This window comes from Streptococcus sp. 20925_1_77 (assembly GCF_041432125.1).
Taxonomy (GTDB): domain Bacteria; phylum Bacillota; class Bacilli; order Lactobacillales; family Streptococcaceae; genus Streptococcus.
In genome coordinates, this window is record NZ_JAPVZB010000005.1 from 1 (window position 1) to 13,608 (window position 13,608).

Genomic DNA, 13,608 nt, shown 5'->3' on the forward strand with positions numbered 1-13,608 from the left:
TTTCTGTTTATTTGTGATCGTCCTACTTTGATTCTTCATTTCGTCTCAGACTAAAGTGGTCTGGCAGAGGGTCTGGTCCCGCTTGGGTACCAGGATGGCATCGCAAGATTCTCGCAACCCCCATCAAGACACCTTTCACACCAAAGCGTTCAATCGCTTGGATCATATAATTGGAACAGGTCGGTTGAAAGCGACAAGAAGGCGGAAATATGGGAGAGATCCATTTTTGATAGCCTCTGACCATAGCAATCAGGATTTTTTTCATGATTTTTTAGATTTAGTCACTGCTAGATCGTGCAACTGGCTAATTTCTTTTTTGTTCAAGCGACGGTATTCACCCGGACGAAGTCCTGAGACATCTAGGTTTCCAAACTGGGTTCGGGAGAGTTTGTCCACTAAAAGTCCTACAGCTTCAAACATCTTTTTGACCTGGTGGTTGCGCCCTTCATGAATGGTCAACTGAACCACTGAACGGTTCTTTTCAACATCCACTTTTAAGATCTCGTAAGTCGCTGGCTTGGTTTTCTTGCCATCAATGGTCACCCCTCGTGTCAAGGGACGCAAATTTTCCTTATTGGCAATCCCTTTGACACGCGCCACATAGACCTTATCAATCTCATTACGTGGGTGAATCATCTCATCTGTAAAATCACCATCATTGGTCAAAATCAAGACACCAGATGTATCCCAGTCCAAACGTCCCACTGGGTAGATACGCTCTGGCACTTGAGATAAAAGGTCAACGACTGTTGTCCGCCCTTTATCATCAGATACACTAGAGATGACGCCACGTGGCTTATTTAAAAGATAGTAGACCTTTTCTTCGTTGTAGATTGGAGTGCCTTCTACTTCAACCTGATCACCGGTCTTAATAATAGTCGCTAATTCACGCACAACTTGGCCATTTACTGTAACCAAGCCTTGCTTGATCAGTTCTTCGGCCTTGCGACGACTAGCCACGCCTGCATGGGCAATATATTTGTTAATTCTCATCTAGTTCCTCTGTTCTCTCTGAAAATAATTGACCTTCCTCTGGATCAATGTCCACTTCCTCAACCTTTGGTAATTCCTCCAAATGATTGATTCCCATATAATCCAAAAAATACTCCGTCGTGACATACAAATTGGGACGCCCGAGGACTTCTTTTTTCCCATCCTCTCGGATCAGATCAAATGACAGTAGTTTGGTAATGGCACCGCTGGAATTGACACCCCGAATATCATCGACCTCCACACGGGTGATTGGTTGCTTATAAGCAATGATTGATAAGGTTTCGAGGGCAGCCCGAGACAAACTTTGATTCATGGGCGTTCTAGAATAGTCTCGTAAAACTGAAGCGTAGTCTGCCTTTGTCACCAATTTATAACGGGAAGCTGTCTCCATCAAACACAGACTGGTATCTGTGTCCTCCTGGTATTTTTTGCTTAATTTTTCTAAACTTTGCACCACACCTGTCGGAGGTAAAGAGAGAAGGTCTGCGATTTGTCTGGCAGTAATTCCTTCTTCACCTGCTACAAATAAGAGTGCTTCAATTTCAGCTAATTTGCTCATGTTCAATCCTATTTAAGTAAATTTCTCCAAAAGCCCTATCCTGGATCACCGTTACTTCTTGAATCTTGATCAATTCAAGGGTTGCAAGAAATAGAGTAATGACCTCTTGGAGATCCGTTGCTTCTAGAAACAAGTCCTGCAAGAGAACTTGTGAGCGATCGTGGAATCGGTGACGCAGCTGGTCCATCAGATCCTCAATCTTGTATTCATCCTTTACAATGGTCGTATGGTTCTGACGGAATTCTTCTTTTTTCTTGGTCAATAGTTTTGAGAAAGCCAAGAAAAGATCCACCGTTGTACGATCGTGAAGCAATTCCGTATCGTCGTAGACCAATTCCATCTTGGGTTTTGAATAATAGAGGGCGCGCTCCTCGTGCTGTGAGGCCATCAACTCTCCTAATTGCTTGTAAGTACGGTACTCTTCCAATTGAGAAAGGAGGTCCTGCTCGAGATCCTCTGCTTCATCCATCTCCTCTGCAACCTTAGGAAGAAGTCTTCGACTCTTGATCAAGGTTAGTTGACTAGCCATCAGCATGTATTCCCCTGCTACCTCTAGTTTCATCGCCTGGAGAGTCGCCAGATAAGCCAGATACTGTTCGATCACCTCAATCAAGGGGACCTCATAAATATCCATCTGGTATTTAGAGACCAAGTGGAGCAAGAGGTCCAAAGGCCCTTCAAAATCTTTAATTTTAATATCCATTATTTATATTTTTCTAATGTCACCATGGTTTTTAGGCCCAATTCACGCGCAATACTAAAGAGATCCACACCGAGTTCACGTTGTTTCAAAATATATTGCTCACGAATCGATTGCGCCGAAAGGTCTTGATTCCCTTTTTCGATCAAGAAGGCTTCTAATTGTCGGAATCCCCACTGACGGGAGTAGCATTTTCCTTTATTATCAAAGAGATAAATACCATCTAGGAAGAGTTGCAATTCATCCAGTAACGGCTCTGGAACCTTTAAAACCCGTTTTTGGCCATCTTTGCCCACTCGAATGACATGAAAGTCCAGCTGAATATCTTCGACTTTGACTTGGAGGATCTCACTTGGCAACAAGCCCATCTCCAGAATCAACAAGGCCATCAAGCGTCCCTGTGGGTTAGTTGATTCTTCCCAAAAATGGGTCAGATCCAACAATTCCCGATCATGGGTCTTGGCCGGTTGAATTTTAGGCAAGACCAAACGATGGTATTCAGAAATAAAGCGTTCTTGATACAAATAATATAAAAATTGGTTGACGGCGGATAATTTTCGTTTTTGAACCGCCGGTTTAAAATCTTTAATCGAAGCTTGGTAAATTCTCAAATTTGTCGGTGTCACTTTTCCATGGATCGACTCAATAAATTGGTCCAAATCATAAAAATAGGCAGACTGAGAATTTTCACTTAATTCTTTTTGATCAATAAAACTTGCAATAAATTCTTTCATTTTGGAATCATCTCGTATTCATTTGAAAAACCATGCATTAGCGAATTGATGGCTTTAAGAATCGATTTCCGTGTAATAATCCCTTGGAAATAGCCTTCTTCATCCACCACCGAAAGGAAGGAGTCATCCACCAACTTGTGCAGGACTTCTGTCAAATTGAAGTCTAAGCCGATGACCCCGACCTCTTTTTTTGCAACGTCTACGATATCCATCGAGGCAAAAGTCTCCTCAGGAATCTCGTGTTTCAATTGATAAGATAGAATATCCGTTAGGGAGATCGTCCCCACAAACTTGCGTTCATCCGTCACTACCGGAATACGACTATAGCTAATCTGGCTCAACAACAAGACAGCATGGTCTACATTGTGGTTATCAATCAAGACCGCTAAATTTTTGGCTGGAGTTAAGAACGTCTCTTCCTGCGCCAGCAAGAAACGTTCAAATTCCTTTGCTATCATCTGCTAAACTCCTTTGTCAATTCAGGATACAATACATGGTCTCTCGTGTAGTACTCTACCTTGTAATGAGAATCATCTATCTCAATTTTAGCATAGAGACACTCTCGAATCAGACCGCGTGGTTGACTGATCGATCCAGGATTCACAAAGAGGGTTCTTCCTTCCTTCCAAGCATCTGGGATATGAAGGTGGCCGTAAAGACAGATATCTGCTTCTTCCTCTTGGGCCCACAGATCCAATTTTTGAAAACTAAAATTGATCTGGAAGAGATGCCCATGGGTCTGGATGATCCGTGTTGGCCCTAGTTGGGTCACCAAGCGTTCTGGATAGCCCTCATAAAAATCCATATTTCCTTGGACAACGTGGATCCCTTCCCAGACAGGATCGTCACTTTTTAGCTCAGAATCCCCATTGTGAAAGATCCCATCGACCTGGCCTAGGTATTTTTCTTTAATAGCTTCAACAACGGAGCGGTCTCCATGCGAGTCACTCATCACGATGATTGTTTGCTTTGCCATGATGGAAATACCTCCAATAACTTTTTAACAGCTAAAGCACGATGCGATTGTGTATTTTTTTCTTCAAGTGTTAATTCAGCGGCAGCACGGCCCGTTTCCCCAACTAAGAAGAGTGGATCATAGCCAAACCCGTTTTCACCCTTAGGTTCAAAATTAATATACCCTGGCCAATCAGCCTCAACGACTAAGCTTTCCTTGCCCGGTCTTGCAACCACCAAGGTTGTATGGAACTGGGCTGAACGGTCTTTCAAGTCAAAAACCATGGCCAATTCATGCAACAATTTCGCATTGTTTTCCGCATCTGTCGCACCTACTCCAGCAAAGCGAGCTGACCAAACCCCTGGTAAGCCTCCTAAGATATCTACCTTCAAACCTGAATCATCCGCTAAGACTGTTTTCCCAGTTAGCTCTGCGATGGTTTCAGCTTTTAGGCGGGCATTCTCCTCAAAGGTCATCCCTGTTTCTTCGACTTCTGGAAGCTCTGGATACTGATTGAGGTTTTCCACTTCAAAGCCTAGCTTTTCAAACATATTACGGAATTCTTTGGTTTTTCCCTCATTTCGAGTTGCAATAAGAATCGTATCTTTGACCTTGTCTTGACCCAAGAAGGCTTCCAAATCCAGCCCATCACTTGGCAAATGCAAATAGAGCAATTTCCCTTTTTCAACCAAGAGTAAGGCTCCTTGACGCTGGATAATTTCAAAAGATCTTCCCTTGACTTCATTCAAGATTTCCGTCAAAAAGGTTAGGAAACGAAAGGCTGATCCATAGCGCATCACCGATAGATTGAGAGGAAATCCTCCAGGATCCTTGGCAAAGAGAAGTTCCAGCTGATCTAACAGAGTGGAAGCTTCCGCAGGAACTTGACTAAATTGGTTGTAGTCTGCATCTTCTCCCCATTGGGCAATATACCAATCTTGGGAATCTTTGTATTCAAATAGTTTGTCACTCATAAATTTACGTGCTCCACATTCACTGAACGTTCTAGCCATTTTTCGGCAATCGCTGCAAAGCTATTGGCATTTGCAGTGGTATAAAAGCGGTGGGTCTTCTCTAAGAGTTCGCGGCTCTTATTGAGCTCAAAATAGTTTAATAAGACGGAAATATCCCGAACACACTCCGCTCCACTATCAATCAATTTGACATCCGGTCCCATCACATTTTGAATAATCGGTTTTAACAGAGGATAATGGGTACATCCCAAGACTAAGGTATCAACCTTTCCAACTAGTGGTTTTAGGGTTTCGTAAACCACCTTTTTGGTCACACTGGATGCCAATTCGTTTGATTCCACTAAAGGAACAAACTTGGGACAAGCTAAACTGGTGACTTTCATATCTGGTGCCAGACTTTGAATCTTCTCTTTATAAATTCCAGAAGAAACCGTCATCGGTGTCCCAATCACCCCAATTTTTTGATGGGTCGTTGATTTAATGGCTGCAGAAGCTCCGGGCAAAATCACTCCCAAAACAGGAATATCAAGTTTTTCCTTGACTTCTTCCCAAACCACTGCAGTCGCTGTATTACAAGCTAAAACAATCATCTTGACATTTTTGGTCAGAAGAAAGTTCACCATCTGCCAAGTATACTCGCGAATTTGGTCTGCTGGTCTAGGACCATAAGGTGCACGTGCTGAATCTCCAATATAGACGACATCTTCGTGAGGAAGCTGACGGAGCAATTCGCGGACAACAGTCAAGCCCCCTACTCCAGAATCTAAAAAACCAATCGGTCGGTTATCCATATCTCTTCCTTCCAAAAGGAGGGACTAAGAAATTCCTCCAAGCCCCTCTCATTTATTATCGTGAGATTGCCCCACTCTTATTTTTTCTTGTTTTTCGCCATTGCTGATTTTTGTTGAGTCACAATTTGGCGATAGACTTGTTGAACTTTTGCTTCGCTTGGACGTTGGCCACTCGCACCTAAAAGTGTGCGGACTGCTTCAACATTCAAACGTGGATTTGATGCAAATTCTTTTTCAAATTGACGACGAAGCAAGAACATTCCTGCAACCATCCCACCAAAGAAAGCCAAAATAATCAACAAAATTCCTAAAAAGAGATTCATACAATTTTCTCCGATCCATTATTTTTACATAACTATCATTATATCAGACAATCGCTTATTTTTCAATGTCAAAGCCGTAGAGTGTCGCAAGATAATCTTCTGGTTTTTCTGCTCGACGAATCAAACGGGCCTGCCCATCTTCTTGAAGCAAAACTTCTGCAGAACGCAATTTGGCATTGTACTGATACCCCATTGAAAATCCATGGGCTCCGGTATCATGGATCACGAGCAAATCTCCAATCTCCGTCACTGGTAATTCACGTTGTTTGGCAAATTTATCGTTATTTTCACAGAGACTTCCCACGACATCGACCACTTCAGTCGGTTCCTCTGGACGATCCATATTGGTGATATGGTGATAAGCACCGTACATAGCCGGTCTAAGAAGATTCACCGCTGAAGCATCGACGCCCACATAGGTCCGGTAGGTTTTCTTTTTATGCGTCACTCTGGTTACCAAAAGACCGTGTGAAGCTAGCATAAAGCGACCAAGTTCGGTATAGATTTTCACATGGCCAAGTCCTGCCGGTTTGAGAATCGAATCAAAAACGCGGTGCACGCCTTCCCCAATAATGGCAATATCATTTGGTTCTTGCTCTGGCTTGTAATTGACCCCAACTCCACCAGAGAGGTTGATGAAGCCCAAGTGAACACCTGTTTTCTCGACGACTTCGACTGCCAATTCAAAAAGTTGACGCGCTAGCTCTGGATAGTAATCGTTGGATACAGTATTAGAAGCTAATAAAGCGTGAATGCCAAACTCTTCCACACCTAGTTCTTTCAACTCGATAAAGGCTTGGATCAATTGCTCCTTGGTCATTCCAAACTTGGCTTCTTCAGGATTGTCCATAATATCGGTTCCCAGTTCAAAGACTCCACCAGGATTATAGCGACATGAAATAACCTTGGGGATGCTGGTCACAGACTTCAAGAAAGCAATGTCTTCATAGGCATCCAGATTGATAGTTGCCCCTAATTCTCTAGCATAGACAAATTCATCAGCTGGCGTGTTGTTAGAAGAAAACATGATCTCTTTTCCACTAAAGCCAAGTTTATCTGCCATTAACAATTCGACGTAGCTGGCAGTATCAACTCCACAGCCCTCTTCTTGCAAAATTTTTAGGATCGATGGGTTCGGAGTCGCCTTGATGGCAAAGTATTCTTTAAATCCTTCATTCCAAGCAAAAGCTCGATGGAGGGCACGAGCCGTTTCACGAATTCCTGCTTCATCATAGAGATGAAAAGGGGTAGGAAATTCTTGGGTCAGGCTTTCTAATTGTTCACGGGTTACAAAAGGTATTTTCATAAGTACTCATTTCTATTCTGTAGTCACTATAAGTATAGCACAAGTCGGAAGACAAAAAAAGCCGAGGCTATTGCCCCAGCTCAATCTCTCTTTGATTAGTCGTTTCTTCCGAAGATACGAAGAAGGCTGATAAAGAGGTTGATAAAGTCAAGATACAGTTCCAAAGCCATGGCCACTGCCCAGCCTGTCGCAGGTTGACCATTGGTTTGATCATAGACATAGCGGATTTTTTGGTTATCCCAAGCTGTCAATCCTGCAAAGAGGAAGACAGAGATAATACTCAAGATATAATCCATGCCAGAACTTCTCAAGAACATGTTCACAACAGAAGCGATGATCACACCGATCAAGACTCCCATCAAGGCACGTCCCATTCCAGAAAGGTCTTTTTTCACGACGCGTCCGATAGCACCCATGACAATAAACATCAAGGCACTGACCAAGAAAGCCTTATAAACCGTCGCTTGCATGTAGCGAGCAATGATAAAGCTCAAGGTAAAGCCATTCAAAGCTGAGTAGATCAAGAAGATCGGAAGAGCAGACGGGCTATTTTTAACAGCCTTCCCACTGGCAACAAAGACCAAGATCAATTCTACAACAACTGCTGCGTAGTAAACCATTGGTGCTGTTGTCAAGATTTGAACGAAGAAGTCTTGAAAGACCGTCATCATCAGGCCAGACACAAGGGCTGAAATCCCAACACCAATTCCTACTAATGAATAGATTTTGTTATAAAAAGCATTCAATCCACTTTGTTCTTGGATTACTGAATCATTATACATATAAACAAGTTCCTTTCAAATTTGTTTACTATGATTTTAACATTTTTCGATGAAAAAATCTCCTTTTGGCCATCTTTTTACGCCAAGGTTCTGAAGCTTCCTTAACAGCCCAGTATTTATCCACCATGGTCACCACGAAGGATTCTTTGTAGCGAGGCGGAGCAAGGGTAGCCCCCCACATGTGTTTAATGATGATATCTTCTTCCTTAGCATTAAGATCTGTAATCTTTCGCGCATTTCTCACGGCAATGCGTGGATGAATCCAGGCGTGACTCTTGGTAAACTTGGTCTCGCGCCAATCATAGTAAAAGAGGTCATGCAAGAGGCCGCCCCGAGCCGTACTTTTAGCATCCCAGCCAAATTTTTTAGCCAGTTTATAACTAGTATAGCTAACATGAATGGAATGCTCCAAACGATTGGAATGAATATGATGGGGGATGTCGGCTAATTTTTGAACCTTAGGGTGCTGGATCAACTGTCCCACATAGGTCATGTATTCTTTGTCACGATGATATTGCATCAGATCACTACCTTTCCTTGATAGGCTCTCCCAATAAGATTTCCACCAATTTCTTTTTTCAACTTAAGTATACTGCTTTTTCTCAAAAATTCCTTAAATGAAACATCAAAATTCCAGCAGCTACTGCAACATTCAAACTCTCAGCCCGACCCGGCATGGTAATATGAACAAGCTGGTCGGCTCGTGTAGCCATTTCTGGACTGATGCCCTTGCCTTCATTGCCCATTACCAAAATCAATTGATCAATCTGAGGGAGCTGACGGTAATCGATGGAAGCTTCTGATAGCGTCGTTGCGAGGACCGCTAGATTGGATTGACTAGCTCGTTCAAACAGTTCTTCTCGGTCCATTTTCCAGATAGGAAGATGGAAATGACTGCCCTGCATGGATCGAAGAGTCTTGAGACTGTATAGATCTGCGGATGCTTTCGAAAGCATGACACCATCAAAGCCGGCTGCATCTGCTGTTCGAATCATGGTTCCCACATTACCTGGATCTTGGACATCTTCCAAATAGAGGTAACGACCTTGTAACGGATCTGGAAGTTCTGGCTGCTCTAGAAGAATCTCTGCGACAATTCCTTGAGGGGTCTTCGAATCAGCCAAGAGACTCAAGATCTCCGAAGTCACGACAGTGACGTTTTGGATATTCTCTACGCGGTCTAAATAGGCTTCTAAAACAAAGACCTGACGAATGATCGCCTGATTTTCTACTGCCTCTTCAAAAAGATGCCAACCTTCAATGAGATAGGAATCTGTCCGATATTTTTTTTGATGTAATTTTTTAGCATTTTTGATTACATTATTGGATTTAGACGTTATAATATTCATAGACCTATTATAGCACAAAGAAAAAGAAGAAATCATGCCTCAGATAGATTTCTTCGACTCAAGGAGGATGCACATGCAAAAGGTAAAAATGATTGCCCAAGGACGGGTTCAAGGAGTTGGTTTTCGCTGGGGAGTCTACAGTCTTGCCTTGGAGATTGGTGGGATCACTGGCCGTGTCTGGAATAATGACGATGGGACGGTTGGTATTCTAGCTCAGGCAGAGTCTAGCAGTCAAATGGCCAAATTCATCCAAGAAATACGCAAAGGTCCTACGCCGTTTGCGCATGTGACTTATTTGGATGTTACGCTCGCAAACTTTGAAAACTATAAGGACTTCAAAATTTCAAATTAAGACTAGAGAACTATTGTGTATTTTCAAAAAAAACAGTAGAATAGAAAGGTAACATTTTAAAAAAGAAGGAACGATTTGTGAAAAAAAATAAACTTGCATTATTGGCATCGATGGGACTAGCTTCGCTCGTCTTCTTATCAGGATGCGTGAGTGTCGATCGGAAAACTGGAAATCCAACTGGATTGATTTGGAATCTTCTTGGCCGTCCAATGGGCGAAGCCATCAAATTCTTTGCTAATAACCTTGGCTTGGGCTTTGGGATCGGGATTATTATCGTCACCTTGATCGTGCGTTTAATCATCTTGCCACTTGGTTTGTACCAATCATGGAAGGCAACCTACCAATCTGAAAAGATGAACTACTTAAAACCCATCCTTGGCCCAATCCAAGAGCGCATGAAAAACGCTAGCACACAAGAAGAAAAGCTATTGGCACAACAAGAATTAATGGCTGCTCAACGTGAAAATGGGGTTAGCATGTTTGGTGGAGTTGGGTGTTTACCACTCTTGATCCAAATGCCATTCTTCTCTGCCCTCTTCTTTGCAGCTCAGCACACCAAAGGGGTAGCAGAAAGTAGTTTCCTTGGTATTGCTCTTGGAAAACCAAGCTTGCTCTTGACAGCTATCGTAGCGGTTCTCTACTATATCCAAAGTATGCTCTCTCTTCATGGGATTGAAGATGAAACCCAAAAGGAAAGTATGCGTAAAGCATCACTGATGAGCCCGATTATGATCGGTGTCTTCTCATTGATCTCTTCAGCCGGAGTGACTCTTTACTGGGTAGTCGGTGGGGTGATCCAAATTATCCAACAATTTGTCATTAACTACTTGATTCGTCCAAATCTTCGCAAGCGGGTCGCTGAGGAATACAAAAACAATCCTCCAAAAGCGACTAGTCACCGTGTGAAAAAAGACGTTACACCAACTGCAACGACACAAATTCAACACAAACCAAAAAACAACCGCAATGCAGGAAAACAACGCAATAGAAAGTAGTACAAACTTCTAAATTCTAGCGAAAATAGAGCAGCACTTGAACCTTGGGTTCAAGTGCTTTTTTTGATATCGTACAGTCAGCAAAGAATTTTCACTCTCATAAAAAGATTAAGAGCACAAAAAACAGGCCCTCTAAGAGAGCCTGCTCTTTATATTTACGCTGTTTTTTCTACGTTCAAAATTTTCACTTGGTAGCTTCCAGCTGGTGTTTCAACAGTGACCACATCACCTGTTTTTTTACCAATCAAAGCGTGACCGATTGGGCTTTCGTTCGAGATCTTCCCTGCAAAGGCATCTGCTCCTGCTGAACCTACGATGCTGTATACTTCTTCATCTGTTTCGCCAACTTCTTGGACTGTAACGGTTTTTCCGATCGCTACTTCGTCTACAGCAACTGCATCGCTATCGACGATTTCAGCATAGCGGATTTTTGTTTCCAAGCTTGAGATTTGACCTTCCACAAAAGCTTGTTCATCTTTTGCTGCTTCGTACTCAGAGTTTTCTGAGAGGTCACCGTATGAGCGAGCGATCTTGATCCGTTCTACCACTTCAGGTCGACGGACCAATTTCAATTCTTCTAATTCTAGTTCTAATTTTTCTTTTTCTGCTAGGGTCATTGGGTATGTTTTTTCTGCCATTATTCTTCTCTTTCTATTATTTGAATGAAAAAGCTGTGGACGCGCCACATGCTTTTTCTAGTTTGAACTTGCTTGTGTCAATTTACTATTGACGTGTTCTTCTACATTTTTATTGTGTTCTTCGTATGTCTTAGCGAAGAAGACTTCACCATTTTCGACATTTGCGACAAAATACAAGTAGTCTGTCTTGCTTGGGTTCACCGCCGCTTCGATCGCTGATACTCCAGGGTTATCCACTGGACCAGGCATCAAACCGGTATTCTTATAAATATTATAAGGTGAATCCAGCTCTGTATCGATCGTTGCATCTTCTTTCAAGGTCGTCTTTTGACCAAGCTTCCCTTCGGCATAAAGAATTGCAATATTACTTTGCAAAGGCATGTCTTGGTTCAGGCGGTTATAGAAGACACTTGCGATGTCTTTGCGGTCTTGATCCGTCGCCCCTTCTTTTTCAACCAAGGAAGCAAGGGTCAATACTTCGTTTACATTGATGTTCTTGCTCTCAAGTGTTTCATAATACGGGGTTAAGTTTTGATCCATGGCCGCCAGCATCTGATCGATCATTTCTTTCACTGTGGTATCTTTCCCATAGTTATAAGTTGCTGGGAAAAGATAACCTTCCAAACGATAGCGAACACCAGAATCCTTACTTGGCAGGTTAGCCAAGAGCTTAGGATATTTGGCCACCATCTTCTCAATAAAGGCATCATCTTGGACAGCCTTCAAGAAATCTTCTTTCTTAAATGGAGTCTTTCCTGCCTTCTTACTAGAGACATCTGCTGTGATAGCCGTCGCAATCTGATCGATCGTATAGCCTTCTGGAATCGTCACCTTTCCAAGAACTGGAGCCTGAGGAGTTTTGGTCCCCTCTTCCTGCAGTTTTTGGATGATGGTTTCTAAATCCATGCTCTTTTGAAGGTTGAAATAACCGGATTTGAAATTGCTATAGTTCTTGAACTTGGTATAGTAGTTAAAGAACTGACCATTTTTCACGAGTCCTTTTTTCTCAAGGATCGCGCCAATCTCACGATTACTTGAACCCGCTGGAATCTCAACCGTCACGAATTCTGTTGCATTTTTATCCATTGGCTTGACAGCTGAATGGATATAGGTCGCTGCAAAGATCCCTGTAGCCACGATCACAATCAGCAAAAGGCTGACCACTGTCCGCACAATTCGCTTAGCGATTTTATTTTGTTTCTTTTGTTTTTGTTGGCGCTGGTTACGAGAAGAGCGCGATAAGCTTTCCTCTACCGGTTCCTGAGTTGGTCCTTTTTTAGCAGGCTTTGTAAGCTCACTCTTTTCTTCCACAGCAGGAGTCGCCTTTACCGGCTCCACTGGTTCTTCTTTGGGAGCCAACGCAGATTCTTCTACTTTTGGAGGTGGTGTTGCTTCTTCCTCCTCTTTCAGTGAAGAAGGGGTTTCAATGCTTCGATCAGGTAGATCATACTCTTTTTCGATCTTTAAAAGCTGCTCATTGGCCTCTTCTAAGTCTCTGAGGATCTGCTCTTTGAAGCTTAATAACTTCTCACTGTCTTGTGATTTATCAGTCAAATAATTGACCTCCCTCATCATAATCCTTAATATTATATCTTAAAAGATTTAGAAAAGCAATACAAATCGCCCTTCTTCTTCAAAATACCTATTTAATCAAGGTTTTCATTTTCCCAGACCAGATTGTACCAAACCTCACCCGCATATTGGGATTCTGAAAGACCTTCATTGGTAAATCCTTGCTTTTCGTAATAAGGAATCAAATAATCATGACAGGTCAAATTGATCCCTTGACAGTCCTCCTTAATCGCGATCTCTTTCATCGCTTCAAGCAAAAGGGTTCCTACTCCAAGTCCTTGGGCTTCTTTAGCAATGGATAGACTCGTAATGGAAATAAAGCCCTTTTCTAACTGGCTTAGATCTTCAACCTCTGAAAAAGAGGAATCGATTAAATAGCGCTCCGGTCTAACAGGTCCTTCTAAATACCCTAAAATCTGACCTTGGCACTCTGCTACAAGAAAAGTCGCTTGAATCTTTTCAATGTGATCTTTTAAAATCTCACGCGCAATCGCTTCTTCTTCTGAGAAATTCTCAAGCTCAATGCGCTCGATCGCATCCAAATCCTGCAGCTCTGCCTGTCTAATGTGAATCTTTTCTTTCATC

General features: G+C 42.5%; 19 protein-coding genes. 2 read left to right on the forward strand and 17 right to left on the reverse strand.

Annotated features, from left to right (window positions below):
* Positions 1-22: 22 nt before the first annotated feature.
* From yidD to O3626_RS04150, 14 genes are all read right to left on the reverse strand, one after another.
* Positions 23-265 (reverse strand): membrane protein insertion efficiency factor YidD, encoded by a 243-nt coding sequence (yidD, locus tag O3626_RS04085; protein ID WP_013904013.1) that lies wholly within the window; start codon positions 263-265, stop codon positions 23-25.
* Positions 262-993 (reverse strand): pseudouridine synthase, encoded by a 732-nt coding sequence (locus O3626_RS04090; protein ID WP_371495447.1) that lies wholly within the window; start codon positions 991-993, stop codon positions 262-264. Before O3626_RS04090 ends, yidD begins: the two co-directional genes overlap by 4 nt.
* Positions 983-1,552: an SMC-Scp complex subunit ScpB gene (gene scpB, locus O3626_RS04095; RefSeq protein ID WP_013904015.1), complete on the reverse strand. Its 570-nt coding sequence runs from the start codon at positions 1,550-1,552 to the stop codon at positions 983-985. The genes O3626_RS04090 and scpB overlap by 11 nt, the downstream gene beginning before the upstream one ends.
* Positions 1,536-2,255, reverse strand: a complete 720-nt coding sequence (locus O3626_RS04100) for a segregation/condensation protein A (protein ID WP_013904016.1) — start codon at positions 2,253-2,255, stop codon at positions 1,536-1,538. The genes scpB and O3626_RS04100 overlap by 17 nt, the downstream gene beginning before the upstream one ends.
* Positions 2,255-2,986 carry a site-specific tyrosine recombinase XerD gene (xerD, locus tag O3626_RS04105; protein WP_013904017.1) on the reverse strand — a complete coding sequence of 244 codons (732 nt, stop codon included), beginning with the start codon at positions 2,984-2,986 and terminating at the stop codon, positions 2,255-2,257. Before xerD ends, O3626_RS04100 begins: the two co-directional genes overlap by 1 nt.
* Positions 2,983-3,444 (reverse strand): cyclic-di-AMP-binding protein CbpB, encoded by a 462-nt coding sequence (gene cbpB, locus O3626_RS04110; RefSeq protein ID WP_013904018.1) that lies wholly within the window; start codon positions 3,442-3,444, stop codon positions 2,983-2,985. Before cbpB ends, xerD begins: the two co-directional genes overlap by 4 nt.
* Positions 3,441-3,962 (reverse strand): metallophosphoesterase, encoded by a 522-nt coding sequence (locus tag O3626_RS04115; protein WP_371495450.1) that lies wholly within the window; start codon positions 3,960-3,962, stop codon positions 3,441-3,443. The genes cbpB and O3626_RS04115 overlap by 4 nt, the downstream gene beginning before the upstream one ends.
* Positions 3,938-4,915: a nucleoside-triphosphate diphosphatase gene (locus tag O3626_RS04120; RefSeq protein WP_201036737.1), complete on the reverse strand. Its 978-nt coding sequence runs from the start codon at positions 4,913-4,915 to the stop codon at positions 3,938-3,940. The genes O3626_RS04115 and O3626_RS04120 overlap by 25 nt, the downstream gene beginning before the upstream one ends.
* Entirely contained in the window at positions 4,912-5,706 is a 795-nt protein-coding gene (racE, locus tag O3626_RS04125) for a glutamate racemase (RefSeq protein WP_049472068.1), read from the reverse strand. Before racE ends, O3626_RS04120 begins: the two co-directional genes overlap by 4 nt.
* Before the next feature lie 77 nt (positions 5,707-5,783).
* Positions 5,784-6,029: a YneF family protein gene (locus O3626_RS04130; RefSeq protein ID WP_013904022.1), complete on the reverse strand. Its 246-nt coding sequence runs from the start codon at positions 6,027-6,029 to the stop codon at positions 5,784-5,786.
* A gap of 55 nt (positions 6,030-6,084) precedes the next feature.
* The gene (locus O3626_RS04135) at positions 6,085-7,335 is read right to left on the reverse strand and encodes a diaminopimelate decarboxylase (protein WP_371495453.1); all 1,251 of its coding nucleotides are present in this window, start codon (positions 7,333-7,335) and stop codon (positions 6,085-6,087) included.
* A 95-nt stretch (positions 7,336-7,430) separates the two neighbouring features.
* Positions 7,431-8,117: a Bax inhibitor-1/YccA family protein gene (locus O3626_RS04140; protein WP_003008369.1), complete on the reverse strand. Its 687-nt coding sequence runs from the start codon at positions 8,115-8,117 to the stop codon at positions 7,431-7,433.
* A 28-nt stretch (positions 8,118-8,145) separates the two neighbouring features.
* Positions 8,146-8,637 carry an HD domain-containing protein gene (locus tag O3626_RS04145; RefSeq protein WP_013904023.1) on the reverse strand — a complete coding sequence of 164 codons (492 nt, stop codon included), beginning with the start codon at positions 8,635-8,637 and terminating at the stop codon, positions 8,146-8,148.
* Between the two features lie 82 nt (positions 8,638-8,719).
* Positions 8,720-9,466 (reverse strand): TrmH family RNA methyltransferase, encoded by a 747-nt coding sequence (locus tag O3626_RS04150; RefSeq protein WP_371495455.1) that lies wholly within the window; start codon positions 9,464-9,466, stop codon positions 8,720-8,722.
* A gap of 73 nt (positions 9,467-9,539) precedes the next feature.
* Here O3626_RS04150 and O3626_RS04155 point away from each other — a divergent pair, with 73 nt between their 5' ends.
* Complete coding sequence (locus O3626_RS04155; protein WP_303471590.1) at positions 9,540-9,818, forward strand: acylphosphatase; 279 nt, start codon at positions 9,540-9,542, stop codon at positions 9,816-9,818.
* A 77-nt stretch (positions 9,819-9,895) separates the two neighbouring features.
* Positions 9,896-10,813, forward strand: a complete 918-nt coding sequence (gene yidC / locus O3626_RS04160) for a membrane protein insertase YidC (protein ID WP_013904026.1) — start codon at positions 9,896-9,898, stop codon at positions 10,811-10,813.
* 155 nt (positions 10,814-10,968) lie between these two features.
* Here yidC and greA read toward each other — a convergent pair whose 3' ends face one another.
* The 3 genes from greA to O3626_RS04175 all read right to left on the reverse strand — a co-directional run bounded on the left by greA (position 10,969) and on the right by O3626_RS04175 (position 13,607).
* Positions 10,969-11,451 (reverse strand): transcription elongation factor GreA, encoded by a 483-nt coding sequence (greA, locus tag O3626_RS04165; protein WP_013904027.1) that lies wholly within the window; start codon positions 11,449-11,451, stop codon positions 10,969-10,971.
* Between the two features lie 57 nt (positions 11,452-11,508).
* Positions 11,509-13,026 carry an endolytic transglycosylase MltG gene (mltG, locus tag O3626_RS04170; protein ID WP_371495458.1) on the reverse strand — a complete coding sequence of 506 codons (1,518 nt, stop codon included), beginning with the start codon at positions 13,024-13,026 and terminating at the stop codon, positions 11,509-11,511.
* 71 nt (positions 13,027-13,097) lie between these two features.
* Entirely contained in the window at positions 13,098-13,607 is a 510-nt protein-coding gene (locus O3626_RS04175; protein ID WP_205617838.1) for a GNAT family N-acetyltransferase, read from the reverse strand.
* Position 13,608 lies beyond the last annotated feature (1 nt).

What these genes read in the sequence shown, in the direction of transcription:
- O3626_RS04115 (WP_371495450.1), bottom strand. Translation starts at nt 3,962, where the DNA reads ATGGCAAAGCAAACAATCATCGTGATGAGTGACTCGCATGGAGACCGC.
- racE (WP_049472068.1), bottom strand. Translation starts at nt 5,706, where the DNA reads ATGGATAACCGACCGATTGGTTTTTTAGATTCTGGAGTAGGGGGCTTG.
- O3626_RS04145 (WP_013904023.1), bottom strand. Translation starts at nt 8,637, where the DNA reads ATGCAATATCATCGTGACAAAGAATACATGACCTATGTGGGACAGTTG.
- O3626_RS04100 (WP_013904016.1), bottom strand. Translation starts at nt 2,255, where the DNA reads ATGGATATTAAAATTAAAGATTTTGAAGGGCCTTTGGACCTCTTGCTC.
- xerD (WP_013904017.1), bottom strand. Translation starts at nt 2,986, where the DNA reads ATGAAAGAATTTATTGCAAGTTTTATTGATCAAAAAGAATTAAGTGAA.
- O3626_RS04150 (WP_371495455.1), bottom strand. Translation starts at nt 9,466, where the DNA reads ATGAATATTATAACGTCTAAATCCAATAATGTAATCAAAAATGCTAAA.
- mltG (WP_371495458.1), bottom strand. Translation starts at nt 13,026, where the DNA reads ATGATGAGGGAGGTCAATTATTTGACTGATAAATCACAAGACAGTGAG.
- O3626_RS04155 (WP_303471590.1), top strand. Translation starts at nt 9,540, where the DNA reads ATGCAAAAGGTAAAAATGATTGCCCAAGGACGGGTTCAAGGAGTTGGT.
- O3626_RS04140 (WP_003008369.1), bottom strand. Translation starts at nt 8,117, where the DNA reads ATGTATAATGATTCAGTAATCCAAGAACAAAGTGGATTGAATGCTTTT.
- scpB (WP_013904015.1), bottom strand. Translation starts at nt 1,552, where the DNA reads ATGAGCAAATTAGCTGAAATTGAAGCACTCTTATTTGTAGCAGGTGAA.
- cbpB (WP_013904018.1), bottom strand. Translation starts at nt 3,444, where the DNA reads ATGATAGCAAAGGAATTTGAACGTTTCTTGCTGGCGCAGGAAGAGACG.
- O3626_RS04130 (WP_013904022.1), bottom strand. Translation starts at nt 6,029, where the DNA reads ATGAATCTCTTTTTAGGAATTTTGTTGATTATTTTGGCTTTCTTTGGT.
- O3626_RS04135 (WP_371495453.1), bottom strand. Translation starts at nt 7,335, where the DNA reads ATGAAAATACCTTTTGTAACCCGTGAACAATTAGAAAGCCTGACCCAA.
- O3626_RS04120 (WP_201036737.1), bottom strand. Translation starts at nt 4,915, where the DNA reads ATGAGTGACAAACTATTTGAATACAAAGATTCCCAAGATTGGTATATT.
- yidD (WP_013904013.1), bottom strand. Translation starts at nt 265, where the DNA reads ATGAAAAAAATCCTGATTGCTATGGTCAGAGGCTATCAAAAATGGATC.
- O3626_RS04175 (WP_205617838.1), bottom strand. Translation starts at nt 13,607, where the DNA reads ATGAAAGAAAAGATTCACATTAGACAGGCAGAGCTGCAGGATTTGGAT.
- O3626_RS04090 (WP_371495447.1), bottom strand. Translation starts at nt 993, where the DNA reads ATGAGAATTAACAAATATATTGCCCATGCAGGCGTGGCTAGTCGTCGC.
- greA (WP_013904027.1), bottom strand. Translation starts at nt 11,451, where the DNA reads ATGGCAGAAAAAACATACCCAATGACCCTAGCAGAAAAAGAAAAATTA.